The sequence below is a fragment of the Aquibium sp. ELW1220 genome, assembly GCF_030398385.1.
Taxonomy (GTDB): Bacteria; Pseudomonadota; Alphaproteobacteria; order Rhizobiales; family Rhizobiaceae; genus Aquibium.
The window spans coordinates 63,534-76,632 of sequence record NZ_JAOAOQ010000003.1 but is presented as its reverse complement, the minus strand read 5'-3'; the positions used below and the strand labels follow the sequence as shown (position 1 = coordinate 76,632).

At 62.0% G+C, this 13,099-nt stretch carries 9 protein-coding genes and 1 tRNA gene; 4 read left to right on the top strand and 6 right to left on the bottom strand.

Annotated features, from left to right (window positions below; translation table 11 throughout):
• The first annotated feature begins 58 nt into the window (after nt 1-58).
• The 3 genes from N1F91_RS03640 to N1F91_RS03630 all read left to right on the top strand — a co-directional run bounded on the left by N1F91_RS03640 (nt 59) and on the right by N1F91_RS03630 (nt 5,828).
• A complete protein-coding gene (locus N1F91_RS03640; protein WP_289990379.1) occupies nt 59-1,231 on the top strand; it encodes a bifunctional DNA primase/polymerase in 1,173 nt (390 codons plus the stop codon).
• A gap of 161 nt (nt 1,232-1,392) precedes the next feature.
• Nucleotides 1,393-3,279, top strand: coding sequence for a site-specific DNA-methyltransferase (locus N1F91_RS03635; protein WP_289990378.1), 1,887 nt, complete (start codon nt 1,393-1,395; stop codon nt 3,277-3,279).
• A complete protein-coding gene (locus N1F91_RS03630; protein WP_289990377.1) occupies nt 3,276-5,828 on the top strand; it encodes a DEAD/DEAH box helicase family protein in 2,553 nt (850 codons plus the stop codon). Before N1F91_RS03635 ends, N1F91_RS03630 begins: the two co-directional genes overlap by 4 nt.
• 611 nt (nt 5,829-6,439) lie before the next feature.
• Here the strand turns inward: N1F91_RS03630 and N1F91_RS03625 are convergent.
• Together N1F91_RS03625 and N1F91_RS03620 are read right to left on the bottom strand one after the other, a co-directional pair.
• Nucleotides 6,440-6,595: a hypothetical protein gene (locus N1F91_RS03625; protein ID WP_289990376.1), complete on the bottom strand. Its 156-nt coding sequence runs from the start codon at nt 6,593-6,595 to the stop codon at nt 6,440-6,442.
• Nucleotides 6,582-6,902, bottom strand: coding sequence for a hypothetical protein (locus N1F91_RS03620; RefSeq protein WP_289990375.1), 321 nt, complete (start codon nt 6,900-6,902; stop codon nt 6,582-6,584). Before N1F91_RS03620 ends, N1F91_RS03625 begins: the two co-directional genes overlap by 14 nt.
• A gap of 477 nt (nt 6,903-7,379) precedes the next feature.
• Here N1F91_RS03620 and N1F91_RS03615 point away from each other — a divergent pair, with 477 nt between their 5' ends.
• Complete coding sequence (locus N1F91_RS03615) at nt 7,380-7,994, top strand: hypothetical protein (RefSeq protein ID WP_289990374.1); 615 nt, start codon at nt 7,380-7,382, stop codon at nt 7,992-7,994.
• 89 nt (nt 7,995-8,083) lie between these two features.
• On the opposite strand, the gene N1F91_RS03610 is transcribed toward N1F91_RS03615, so the two are convergent.
• The 4 genes from N1F91_RS03610 to N1F91_RS03595 form a co-directional block, all read right to left on the bottom strand.
• Nucleotides 8,084-8,159: transfer RNA gene (locus N1F91_RS03610), tRNA-Lys, on the bottom strand.
• A gap of 382 nt (nt 8,160-8,541) precedes the next feature.
• Nucleotides 8,542-10,707 carry a TRAP transporter fused permease subunit gene (locus tag N1F91_RS03605; RefSeq protein WP_289990373.1) on the bottom strand — a complete coding sequence of 722 codons (2,166 nt, stop codon included), beginning with the start codon at nt 10,705-10,707 and terminating at the stop codon, nt 8,542-8,544.
• A gap of 96 nt (nt 10,708-10,803) precedes the next feature.
• On the bottom strand, nt 10,804-11,778 hold the full coding sequence (locus tag N1F91_RS03600) for a TAXI family TRAP transporter solute-binding subunit (protein ID WP_289990372.1): 975 nt from the start codon (nt 11,776-11,778) through the stop codon (nt 10,804-10,806).
• Nucleotides 11,779-12,279: 501 nt separating this feature from the next.
• The gene (locus N1F91_RS03595) at nt 12,280-13,023 is read right to left on the bottom strand and encodes a class I SAM-dependent methyltransferase (protein ID WP_289990371.1); all 744 of its coding nucleotides are present in this window, start codon (nt 13,021-13,023) and stop codon (nt 12,280-12,282) included.
• Nucleotides 13,024-13,099: the final 76 nt, after the last annotated feature.

Here is a 13,099-nt window from a genome sequence, read left to right as displayed (position 1 = left end):
TCGATCGGACGTCGCCAAACAGACCGATCGACCCCGGGGCAAGCCTCTGACCCTCCCGATGAAGAAAGGCGTAAGCTTGGTTTCACTAGCATCGATGAGCCATGCGCTCAAGTTTTCGGCGGATGCCGCACCGCCCCCCGGGCGGACCGAACTCATGGCGGACCTGTATTCCAGTGGATTTCACTTGCTTCCTTGTGGTGGTGATGACGGCAAGCGCGCATTGCGCCGGAATTGGAATAAAGCGACGTTCCACAGACTGCCGCTCAGCAAGTGCGAAGAGATAATGGCGCATAGGGGGTCACGCACCTACGGGATTCGTTTGGATGATTTGGTGGTCGTCGATTGCGATACGTGGAACGCTGAGACGCGTGAATATGTCGATTCGCATTTCCCGCCGACCAGTTTCCAGGTGAAAACCTCACGGGGGATGCACTTCTACTATCGAGCCGACGGTGTGGTTCCATCAGCTGTCAAAAAGCCCTCGATCAAGATCGACATCAAAAGCGGGCCAAACCACTATGTGGTGGGACCGGGATCAGTCCGTCCCGATGGCGCATCCTACGAACTCATCAATGCAGCGTCCGCGCCATGGGAGGAACTGCCGGTGTTCCGGCCGCTGATTGAAAATCCAGGCGCGACAGAAGCGGCAGTGGAGAAGTCGGCGGACATTTTGTCCCTATCTGGTCCGGTCGCGCCCGGGACCCGGAATTCCACCTTGGTCAAGAAAGCGATCCAACTCGCAAAGGGTGCGTCTGATGTCCAGCAACTGGAAAATCAGGTCCGGACCTACGCCGTCGCAAACTTCCAGTCGTGGGATGGCTTTCCTGAAGGGGAACTGTCGAAGATCGCGGCGTGGGCGTGGTCAAAGCGCATGGCCAATAGCTTGTATGGCGGGGCGAACTCGACGTTCGGAGTCAACCGGTTTGCATTGGATCTGATTTCCACCCTCGGCAAGCATGCGCCGAACGCGCTTTTTCTCTATTCCGTTCTTCTAGCCAGCCATGGCCATTTCCCGCATAGGCGATTCGCCATTGCGATTGAGGCAATGGCGAAATCCCGCCGACTGCCCTATGGCAAGACAACTGGCTATGCTGCTCGATCTGGCCTCCTGGGGCTTGGCTTGGTCATCAGGGTTCGAAAGGGGGGGCACAAGGAGGCGGATTTGTTCACCTTGGCGAACCCCGCCTTGCTCAGCGCGCCCGATAGTGAGAACACCCGGAGAGAGGCTTAGATTACCTTGTTCCGTCTCAGCGGAAGCAGGGGCGACCGGCAAGGCTGGCGGAATCGCGACTTCCGCGCCTATCTCCAGGCAAGTGTCAGCGGCGGGCGTCCTGGCTGCTTTCGCGTCGACGAACTGGCCATTGTTGCATTTTAGCGATCCGGAACCACGGTATGAGCAAATATGACGATCTCCCTCGCGAGCAGTTGATCGAACTGCTAAAAAAACGGGACCGCACCAAAAAGCTGGGGCTGGTCTGGGAGCGGGACGAGATCGAGGCGGACAACGCCGTGGACGCCAATTTTGTGGCAGCGACGATCATCCCCGACCTGTCGGACAAGCCCGCACCGTGGCGAAACATGGTGATCGAGGGCGACAACTACGACGCACTGCGCTGGCTGCGCATGACGATGGCGGGGCAGATCAAGTGTATCTACATCGACCCGCCCTATAACACCGGGGCGAAGGACTGGGTCTATAACGACCATTACGCCAACCCCGAGGATGCCTATTTCCATTCGACATGGCTGGAGTTCCTGTTCCGCCGCCTGACGCTGGCGCGGGATTTGCTGGCCGAGGATGGAGTTATCCTTGTGTCGATCAATGACGAACAGCGAGCAAAGCTGGAATTGCTGATGGACGAGGCAATGCCGGGGATGCGAGTGGGTTCGTTTGTTTGGCGGACAAGGACAGGAGGAAACGATGCAAAGGGCGCATTCATTTCAGAAAACCATGAGCATGTTCTGATTTACGCAAAGCCGCAGTTTCGGTTTTCGGGTCACGAAAAGACTTACGAGAAGTACATCTTCTGGGATGAGAAGGCCAAGGACTGGTATAGGTTGAGTGACATTAGCCAACCAAAGGACATGACAGAGCGTGAGAATGGGTTCTACGCGATGTATGATCCGAAGAGCGACATTTACTACCCTCCAAACCCCCAGCGCGTTTGGCCCGCCCCGTTCCCGAAGGGCGGTCGCAAGGATGCTGAACTCGAAGCGATCAAGGACGTCATGAAGGTCTTTCCGCCTGACGCAGCGACAAAAGGAGTTATGCCTTCTGGTGATCAAATCGGAAAATGGATCAAGGCCGGTCGGATCGTGTTTCCTGAAGACCAGAAAGTTGTGGTCTGGGAGACCATGAAGGAATTGCTGAACGCAATTGATGCGAACGACGTTCCGCTTGCGAAAAAGACAAAGAAGATTTGGCGGGATATGCCGCACTTGGATTTCTGGGTCGGCAAGCGTGTTGGTTTTGGAATTCCGCAATGGGTCAGATACAAGTCCGAGCTTAAGAACGCAAATCAGCCTTTGTCATCATGGATCACTCCGCTGTCGGAATCAAAGACTGTGCCCGAAGGTGAAGACGTTGACCCCAGCGCTTTCATTGTAGCCGGGATGAACCAAGAAGGCACAACGTCAATTCAAGATATCTTCGGCTCGAAGGCATTTAATTACACTAAGCCTGTTTCGTTGATACGCGAAATGGTTCGTCAGGCAGCATCGCCTTTTGACACGGTTTTGGATTTCTTCGCTGGTTCTGCGACCACAGCACAAGCGGTTATGGAACTAAACGCAGAAGATGGTGGCGAACGCCGCTTCATCGTCGTGTCGTCCACAGAGGCGACGACCGACGATCAGGAGAAGAACCTTTGCCGTGACCTCACAGCAGAACGAATTCGTAGACTGAACGCTTCCAAAGACCCACAATTCGCCGACCTGTCCGCCGACTTTGCCTATTTGCGCTGCCGCGAGATCGAGTTTGAAGACCTCGACCAAGACCTTGCTCCTGCCGAGGTTTGGGCGGCCTTGGAAACGCTGCATCGTCTGCCCATGACCCGATACACCCAAGCGCCGTGGCAGGAGCACAAGACGGAAGCCCAGACCCTGATCTTCGCGGATCGGGTCAGCACAGACCTGCTTGACCATCTGCGCGGAGTGGTGGATCGGCGCGAGAACGCCTTTGTTTATGCATGGGCACCGGGCCAGATCACCGCCGCCCTTGGCGATGTGCTGGACGTGCGGTCCGTGCGCACCGAACTGGTCGGAAGGTTCCGCCAATGACGGGTGACGCTGATTTCCGGGTATCCTTGGCCAAGTATCAGTTGAACGCCGTCGATGCGATGGCCGAGACGCTGCGCACCGTATCTGCCCTGCATGACCGCGAACCCCAGCACCGGACGCGGATTTCGCGTGAGTTGGGGGTGATCCTGCTGCAAGCCCCGACCGGATCGGGCAAGACCCTGATGCTGGGCCGTGCGCTGGAAGCCGTGCGCGGGCAGCTTTCCGCCAAGACGGTATGGTTCTGGTTTGCTCCCTATGCTGGGCTGGTGGCGCAGACCCGCAGCGCCCTGACCGCCCAATGCGGCGCGTTGCGCCAGCGCGATGTCTATGCCGACCGTGAGGCCAGCGCCGCACGGGATGGGGATGTGTTCGTGCAGACCTGGGCCTCGGTCGCGGTGGTCAAGAAGGAAAGCCGCAAGGTCCGCAGTGACAAGGAGGCGTCGCTGTCGGTGGACAGCATGATTGCCGAGTTGCGCGAGCGGGGCTTCCGTATCGGCGTGGTGATCGACGAGGCGCATCTGAACTTCGGCTCGGGTGCGGCGGCGACGGCGGATTTCTTCCTGAATGTGCTCTCGCCCGATTTCACGGTGCTGGCCTCGGCCACGCCGAACGATGCCAAGCTGGAAAAGTTCGAACGCGATGCCGGGTTGAAGGTGGCCAGCCGCGTGACAGTTGCCCGTGAGGCGGTGGTGAAGGCGGGGCTGAACAAGATCGGCCTGATGGTCGGCGTATTGCGGTTCAAGGAAGAGGACCGGGCGCTGATCGACACCGAAGTGGCGACCCTGACGGCGGGGTGGTCGCAGCATTCGTTCATCAAGGACAAGCTGGCCGAGAAGGGGATCAGCCTGACGCCGCTGATGCTGGTGCAGGTCGAGGATCAGCAAGAGGGCAAGGAAGACCCGGTTGCGCGGGTGAAGGAGCGGCTGATCGAGATCGGGGTGCCCGAAAAGGCGATTGCCGTTCACACCTCGGGCGAGCCGGACCCCGCGTTTCATACACTGGCCTATGACCCCGAGATCGAGGTTCTGGTGTTCAAGCTGGCCGTGGCGACCGGGTTCGACGCACCTCGGGCATGGACGCTGGTTTCCGTGCGCCCGTCGCGTGGGCGGGACTTCGGTTTGCAGATCGTGGGCCGGATCATGCGGGTGCATCCGCTGGTGCGCCCGCTGCATGGGTCTGAGCCGCTGCTGGACCGGGGCTATGTCTTCATGTCGGACCCGGAGTTGCAGGTGGGGCTGGATGAAGCCGCCGCTGATCTGAAAGCTGTGCGCGAGGGGATCGCGGTTCTGACCGATACGCTCGACGTGAACGTGTTGGGCAACGATACACGGGCGGCGGAAAGCTATGGCGCAACGCCGTTGCCGCCCCCGCCTGTGCAGGCTGTGCCGGGTGAGACTGAGGGCGACCGGGTTGAACGGCAGGTGTCGATGGGGTTGCTGAACCCGAACTATGCCACCGCCTCGACCCTGCGCCAGCAAAGCGCCCTGAGTGCTGTAGAAGGCTTCTCGGCTCCGACCGCCCCTCCGCTGTTCCCGAACCTGCCCGATGTGCTGTCGCCGCGCGTGACACCCGCGCAGCCCGTGCCGCAAGAGCATCAGGTGAAGTATCTGCTGCGGGCGGACTTGGGCATTCCAACTGCGCTTGTGCGGGAGGAATTGCCGAACCTATTCGACATTGAGGGCGACCTTTGCCCGCAGATCGCCCGCGAGTTTTGCCGCATGGTGCCCATGACTTCGATGTTGCTGGCGGTGAACAGCAACGCCGAATTGTCGATGCGCGATCTGTTCAATGCGGGTCAGACGGATCAGCGCAGCCTGAGTGTCAGAATGTCGGCGGCACAGATCGCAGAACAGGCGCAGGCGCAGCTTATGTTCAATGACGGGATCGACCCCCGTCGCATCCGCGAAGCGGTAGAGGCCGAGCTTTCCCGCCTGTGCCAAAAGGATGGCATCGCCGCGATGAGCCGCGACATTCGCAGGACGATCAATTTGGCCATCTTGCGCCAGCCGCAGGCGCTGAAAGAGGCCGTTCGGATCGCTCAGAGTCAGCACATTCGTCTCGAAACCAATGAGACGATCCCTGTGGAGCAGTTTGGGCCTATGGACGCGCCTAAAGCGAAGAAAGGGGCCTATGGAGCCTTCATTGGTCGCTTCAATCGTCCTGAGCGGGCCTTCGCCGAGATGCTGGACAATGATGATACGGGACGCGTCAAATGGTGGCTGCGCAACCCGGAGAACGAGAGATGGGCCACGCGCCTAATCCTTCCGACAGGCAAGCGGTTCTTTCCTGATTTTGTCGTGGGAGTAAACGGGAGGCGGACAAGGGACAATATCGCACTTGTCGAGATCAAGGACGACGGTGATACCGGCAGGCTTCACTCCGACAGCAACGGCGTGAAAATCAGATCCACTCATCAGGAGTACAAGTCGGTTTTTTGGACCTTTCGTGAGGCCGATGGCGTCTTCCTCAAGGCCTTATGGAGCCAGAGCCGAAACCGCATTTTCCCGAGCGGCCCTTTCGAGATTGAGGATATGGTTTTGCTTAATTAAATACCCCCTAAATACTCAGTCTGAAAATACCGGCTTTGATCGACCTGTCGCGCGCCAGCCCGAACTCCGATACGCCTGCCACAAACCTTAGGAGGAAACGATGCCTATTAACGATTGGAAGCCAGATCCGAACGACTACGACGCCGCTAAACTCCGGCGTGATATCGAGACATGTAAGGAAAGCATAGCCTTGAACCGTTGGGACTTCGCCCAGCCAATCCGGACAGATGAAGAACGGCTCCGGATCATGCGTTCCACCGCTCTACTGATGGCCGCGATGGATGAACTAGAGGAACTTCTTGGAACTAAGAATGCCAACCAGACCAAGGCCAAAAGCGTCCCGCCAACGTAATCGGCAATGCCGCCCGCGTTGTACGCATCGCCACTGGCGAAAAATCCAACGATTTGATCGACGACTGCGAACCCTTGGCTGGGTGGCATGCCTGACGGCGATTACGAAGGCCGTTACGCACTACGTGGAGGTTCTCCTAGCCAGTCATGTTCTGCTTACCACAGACAGGCACAGGGCTTGCCGTTAGAAGACCTGCGCCTGATGGTGGACGAAGTTGCGTCAAGGCCTTGGACGCGCGGACTTGCCACAAGGGGCCGCCTTAGGCTGCCTCTTTTTTGGGTTCAGGTAGCGCGTCGCATAGCTTCTCTGCAGCGGTTCGCAGCGCGTCAGGGTCAACTTTCTGGCGAAAATTCTTCTCCAGAACACGGCGAATGAAGTCTTCCGAAGCCTTCAAATTCTGCTCAGTTTTCCCCATTGGCGTTCTCCTCGTCCAGTTGGTCCCATGTCCGGTCAATTAGGAGGTCTGCGAAGTCCTTGATCCAAAATTTCCCACGCAACTTTTCGCTGTTTCGAAAATCGCGGAAGCCCTCGTGAACCTCCAAGATCGGAGATAGCGCCTTTGCAATGTCATCCCTACGAATCAACGCGCCCGCTGGAAAGTTCCCTTTCACAAATTTTTTCGTATCGCGCACCGTGGCGAGCCATACCGCCGCATCATTCTGGTAAAAATCCACAATGCCCACGTCAGAAAGGCGCTGCTCGGCTTCAAGCGTGAGAGCCATTCAGGAAATCTCCCTTGCCGTTATCAGCGCAATACCAACTCCCCACGCGAAAGACAGGAGCAGAAATGCGGTGCCCACGTCGGCAACGCATTCGTTTGGAAGCCATTTGCCCATAACGCCTAGAGCCGCCGATAGCAGGGCTAGGACCAATCCAACGAAAGCAGTCCAAGCCCGCTTTTGAAAGCTTGCCAGAACCGACTTCCGTTCTTGGGGCTGATATGTGCTGAAACTTGCAGTGAGACTGCCGAGGTATACCAGAATCAAGCCCGCAAGAGCCGTTGCGGCCGTGACTGACTCGCCCGCAATAGAAATGCTGTCCATTGCAACGCCTACCCCCGCAAACTCACGATATCATGGGGAGTACAAATATCAAGCTGAGACAACACGAAACACCTTAAGTCGCATGCACCCTGATCGCTCTTGTTGTAAGATGAGCTAGCAACTTGACACAAGATTTCGGTAAAATCGGAGGTCGTCATGGGCGGTAGCGGATCGGGCAATCGCTGGCGCTATGGAACGCGGAGCACATGCGAAGCGAGCCTCAGGATCGACGTCCGATACATGCGCAAGCAAAGCTTATTGCGGACAGGGTTTCAGGGAACGCTGTCCTGGTCCCGTCATGGTGAACAGACGGGATGGATACGCTACAAGGTCCATCCGAACAGCCTGGAACTCGACTACCGAACCCGGCAGGTGGGCGAGGTAGAATGGACACCGGTAAACGAGCATGTGCCCTTGCTGCGAAGAGAACAGCCGTTCGGGGGCTCGCGCGTCTATCTCGGCTGTCTTCGATGCGGCAGCCGAAACATGGTGCTCTATGGCGGCTCGCGTTTCCGCTGCCGGAGATGCCTGAACCTCGCCTATGCGTCGCAGAGCGAAGATATCTTCGGGCGCGCGGCATCAAGGTCACGGGAGATTCGAATGCGGCTGGGAGGCGAAGGCTGCTTCGACGATCCGTTTCCACCGAAGCCGAAGGGAATGCACTGGTCAACCTATGAACGGCTGGAGAATGAATGCGCGCGTCTCGATGATCTTGTCACGGCCGAACTTTGCGGGTTGATGGCCCGCTTTGGCGGAGCTGCTCGCGGCTGAAAGCGGCCCGATTTCCTGCCCGCCTGCTTACTATGTGCTTACTGACCAAACCCCATGAGCACATAAATGCAGCTAAGTCATTGATTTTATGGTGAGCGCGCTGGGGCTCGAACCCAGGACCTACTGATTAAAAGTCAGTTGCTCTACCGGCTGAGCTACGCGCTCCCGAAGCGCGCAGTGCGCGCCGGAAAGTGCGGCGGAACATAGGGAGGCAGTCAGGGGCGGTCAACCGGAAAAAACGCCGGAAATCCGGCGGCCGCGGGCGGTCGGGCGTTCCCGCATCGGCGCGGCGGCCGTTCCGGGCGCTTAGCCGGACGGGAGAGGGCGATTGCCGGGCTGCGGGCCGGCCCTGACCAGCGCGCTGGCCGCACTGCCGGGGGGGCCGGCAAGGGGGGATTGCCGCGCAGCGGGTCGGCGTGCAGCGATCCCGTGGTCGGGCCTTGCGCCACGCAGCGGACGAGCATGCTGCTGTACCCGGGGCGGGAATGCCTTCGATCCGTGCGGCCGCGAGCAGGGCGACAGGCGGCTGCGCGGCCTGTGCGGCGCTTCAGTCCAGCCCTCGCGCCAGGTGCTTCGGCCGCACGACGCGGGTCTGGACGAGGAAGAGGAAGGCGGCGATCGCCAGGCCGACGACGTCGGTCAGCCAGCCGCCCTCGATCATGGCGAGGCCGGCGACGAGCGTGCCGCCCCTGACCAGCGCGCTGGCCGCTCCGAAGTACCAGCCCTGGACGCAGGCCGCCAGCATGTAGACGCCGAAGGTGGCGGTGACGGTGACGTGGGCGATCTCCAGCCAGGTCCCGTCCATCAGCAGCGCCGGCGAGGAGAAGAACATGAACGGCACGACGAAGGCCGCGAGCCCGATCTTGAAGCTCTCCACCGAGGTCTTCATCGGGTCGGACTGGGCGATCGCCGCCCCGGCATAGGCGGCGAGCGCCACCGGCGGAGTGATGGCCGACATGACCGCGAAGTAGAAGATGAAGAAATGCGCCGTCAGCGGCTCGATCCCCATCTGGATCAGGCCGGGCGCGATTACCGAGGCGGCCACCGCATAGGCTGCCGTCGTCGGCATGCCCATGCCGAGCACGATCGACACCACCATGGCGAAGAACAGCGCGACCACCTGGTTCTGGTCGGCGAGACCGAGCAGCAGCGACGAGAAGCGCGTGCCGATTCCGGTCAGCGCGATGACGCCGACGATGATGCCAGCCGCCGCGCAGACGGCGACGAGTTGCAGGCTCATCTTGGTGGAGAGCTCCAGAGCGTAGAGGATCTCCTTCAGGCCCATCCTGTAGGGCGTCAGCCAGGACACCACGGCGGCGGCCGCCATCGCCAGCGTGCCGGCGCGGATCACCGAATAGCCGGCAAACAGCGCCCCGATCAGGATGATGATCGGGATGAACAGGAAGGCCTGCCGCGCCAGCTTGGCGAATTTCGGCAGTTCCTCGCGCGGCAGGCCCTTCATGCCGAACTTCTGCGCCGCGAGGTCGACCATGAAATAGACCGACAGGAAGTAGAGGATGGCTGGAATGATCGCGGCGACCACGATCTCGGCATAGGGAATGCCGGTGATCTCCGACATGATGAAGGCGCCGGCGCCCATGATCGGCGGCAGGATCTGCCCGCCCGAGGAGGCGGCCGCCTCCACCGACGCCGCCGTCTGCGGAGCGTAGCCCACCCGCTTCATCAGCGGGATGGTCAGCGACCCGGTGGCGACCACGTTGCCGGCCGAGGTGCCGTTGATCATGCCCATCAGGCCCGAGCCGAACACCGCCACCTTGGCCGGTCCGCCGCGCTTGTCGCCCGCTGCGGCGAAGGCGAAGTTGACAAAGTACTCGCCCACGCGGCTCGCCTGCAGAAAGGCGGCGAAGGCGACGAACAGGATGATGTAGGTCGACGAGATCGCCGTCGTCGGGCCCAGAATGCCCTGGTCGGTGAAGATGTAGGTGAAGAAGCGGCTGGCCGTGTAGCCGCGGTGCTGCAGGATGCCGGGCAGCCAGGGGCCGACGAAGCTGTAGGCGACGAAGACGCCGCAGATGATGACCAGCGCCAGGCCCGCCAGGCGGCGCGTCAGCTCGAGGATGAGGACCACGCCGGCCATCGCCGCGTAGAGGTCGGCATCCTTGGCGAGCCCGGTGCCGGCGCGCAGCCGCAGCAGCGGCGCGTGGAAGATGATGTAGAGCGTCACCGCCACGGCGGCCAGCGCCAGGAAGGCGTCGGCGACGTCGATCCGGCTGCGGTCGCGGTCGGGCATCAGCCATCCGACCAGGATCAGCCAGAGCGAGCCGCCCACCAGCGGCCAGCCGAAGGACCAGACGAGGTCGGTCTTGCCGGCGGCCTGTCCCACTCCTTCGCCGGTCAGCCAGAAGCCGACGGCCTGGGAAAACGCCAGCGTCACCGCCAGCGCCCCCGGCGCCAGCAGCGCCAGCCGCAGGGCCGGGCGCGTTCCCGCGCGGCCGGGCGCGTCGTCGGCAAACAGCGCCGACGAGAACAGCAGGAAGCCGATCACCAGCCCGCCGCCGACATGGATCAGCCGATAGGTCCAGGTCTCCAGCGGATAGAGGTTCATCACCGCGATGTGGAAGGCGGTGTAGAGGACGCACAGCGCGGCCAGCGCGAGCTTCAACGTGCCGAGGGGCTTGCGCTGGTTGGCGGTGAAGATCTCGTCGTCGACACCCTTGCCGAGAAGGCCGTCGCTGTCGGTGCTGGCGCTCATGATCGTCCCCCCGCCTGTCGGTTGCGTCCGCAAGAGGCGACGCGCCGCCCGACGCCGCACCGTGACCGGCCGGCGGCGGGCGGCGCGGGCCGTGGCCTATTTCAGGTTGTCGGGGATCGTGATGCCCTTTTCGGTGAAGTACCGGACGGCGCCGGGGTGGTAGGGCATGAAGGTGTTCTTGTCCCAGTTCGCAACCAGGGTCTCGGATGCCGCGGCATGGATCTGCACCATCCGGTCGGGGTTCTCCATCGCCAGCTTGGTGATCTCGTAGGCCAGGCTCTCCGGCATGTCCTGATGCGCAATGGCGAAGTTCCACAGCGCCACGGTCGGCTGGTCGTAGTCGTGCCCGGCATAGGTGCCGGCCGGGATGGTCAGCGGCGCCATGGCCGGAAACGCCTCCAGCACCTTGGGCAGTTCGGATTCCGACAGGCCGAACATCACCACGTCTTGCTCGGCGGCCAGCTGCGAGAAGGCCGAGATCGGCACGCCCGCAGCGAAGGCGAAGGCGTCGATGAGACCGTCGGCCAGCTGGCCGACCGCATCCGAGGCGCCGGCGTTCGAGATGTTGGCCTCGATCCCGAGCGCGGTCATGAATTGCGGCCAGTAGGTGCCGGGCGTCCCGCCCGCGGGGCCGACGCCGACACGCTTGCCGGCGAGGTCGGAGACCGATTTGATGCCCGACGATTTCAGCGCGATCACCTGGAAGGGCGTCTGGTACATCGGGAACAGGGCACGGATCGATTTGTGCTCGAGGCCGGGCGCCAGTTCCGACTTGCCGGTCCAGGCGTCATAGGCGGGGCCCATGGTCACGAGGCCCATCAGGTGGTCGCCGGTCTCCACCAGGGTGACATTCTGCACCGGGCCGCCGGTCACTTCGCCGGTGGCGTTCAGGCCGAGGCTCTCGGTGATGTAGCTGGCAAAGCCGTTGCCGTAGACGAAATAGGTCCCGCCCTGGCTCGCGGTGCCGATCGTCAGTTCGTTCGGCCAGCCCTCGCGGTCCTGCGCGACCGCAGGTGCGGTCATCATCGCGGCGATCGCCAGCGCGGAAAGGTACTTCTTGATCTTGTTCACGGATAATCTCCTCCCGTTTGCGCCGACACCTCCATGCCGCCGACCCTATTCACATAACTGAATTCCACATCATCGGGAAGGCTGGAGAGGGCACGTCCCTCTTGGCCGAAAGTTTTGGGTGACCGCGCATCGCGCGGCCGTGCGCGGACAGCCCGTGCGGCACGCCGCGGCCGGAGGCGGCGGGACAACATGCCCACGCAAGGGTGATCGGCCGATGCGGCGCGAGCGGTCTATGGGCGCCTCATCGGCGGTACCGAACCGGACGGGGAGAGGCGATGGTGATCGATGCCGGCTGAACGGGCGCGGTGGAGCCTCCCGCCAGCCGCGATCCGAAGGGCCAGAGGAAAGCGGTCCTGCCGGCGGCATGTCCGACCCCTTCGCCCGTCAGCCTGAAGCCGGCCGCCTGGACGGACGCGGGCGTCACCGCCCGCGCGCCGGCGCCAGCAGCGCCATCTGCACGGCAGGGCTCGTTCCCGGCGCGCTCACCAACGCCGGATCCGGTCAACGACCCAAGATGACGAAGGGCGCGAACTCCGCGAGCGGGTAGTCGCCGCTGGGCACCAGCTCGATCGAGGAAAAATGCCGGCCCGCGGCGGCCTGCATCTGCGCAAGGGTCGGGAAGGTGAATTGCGCGGTCGACTCGCGATAGATGTCGAGTTCGGCCAGTTCCGCGGCGTCCCAGTCATTGGCTCGCGCCAACTCGCCGAAATCGGGAAAAAGCCGCGAATATTTGCGCCACGCCGCCCTGACCGGGACCGTCGGCTCGCCCGCCTCGTGCACGGCGTCCATGACGAAACGCCAGCGCATGATGTCGGAGGCCTTGTCCCGAAGCGACAGCGCAAGCGCCTTGAGTTCCGTGTCGGTCGCCGGGCTATCGGGCGCCAGGAACCAGCGGAACACCGCGATTCCGTCGGGCTTAACGACGCGGCGCACCTCCGCCAGCACCGCATCGACATCGTCGGGCCAGGCCAGCATCGTCATGGCGTTGTCGCCGATCGCCGCGTCGAAGCTCTCGGCCTCGAACGGCATGTCGCGCCAGTCGCCCAGCACGGCGCGGCGCTTGTCCGTGTCGCCCGGCCAAATCTCGGCGACCATCTCCGGCGACCAGTCGAGCGCCGTCAGGTCGTCGCCGAACCCGGCGTAGTCGGGCGTGACGCCGAGCATCAGGAGCTTCGCCGGCCGCCCCGAAAGGAGCCGCGCGAGAACCGACGGCACCGGTTCGCGCGGTCTGAGTGGCAGTCCCATCTTCTGCCACAGCGGGATGAGCCTGCGGAAGTGAGGGATAGATTTTTGGTTCACCTGCAACTACACCCCCTTATCC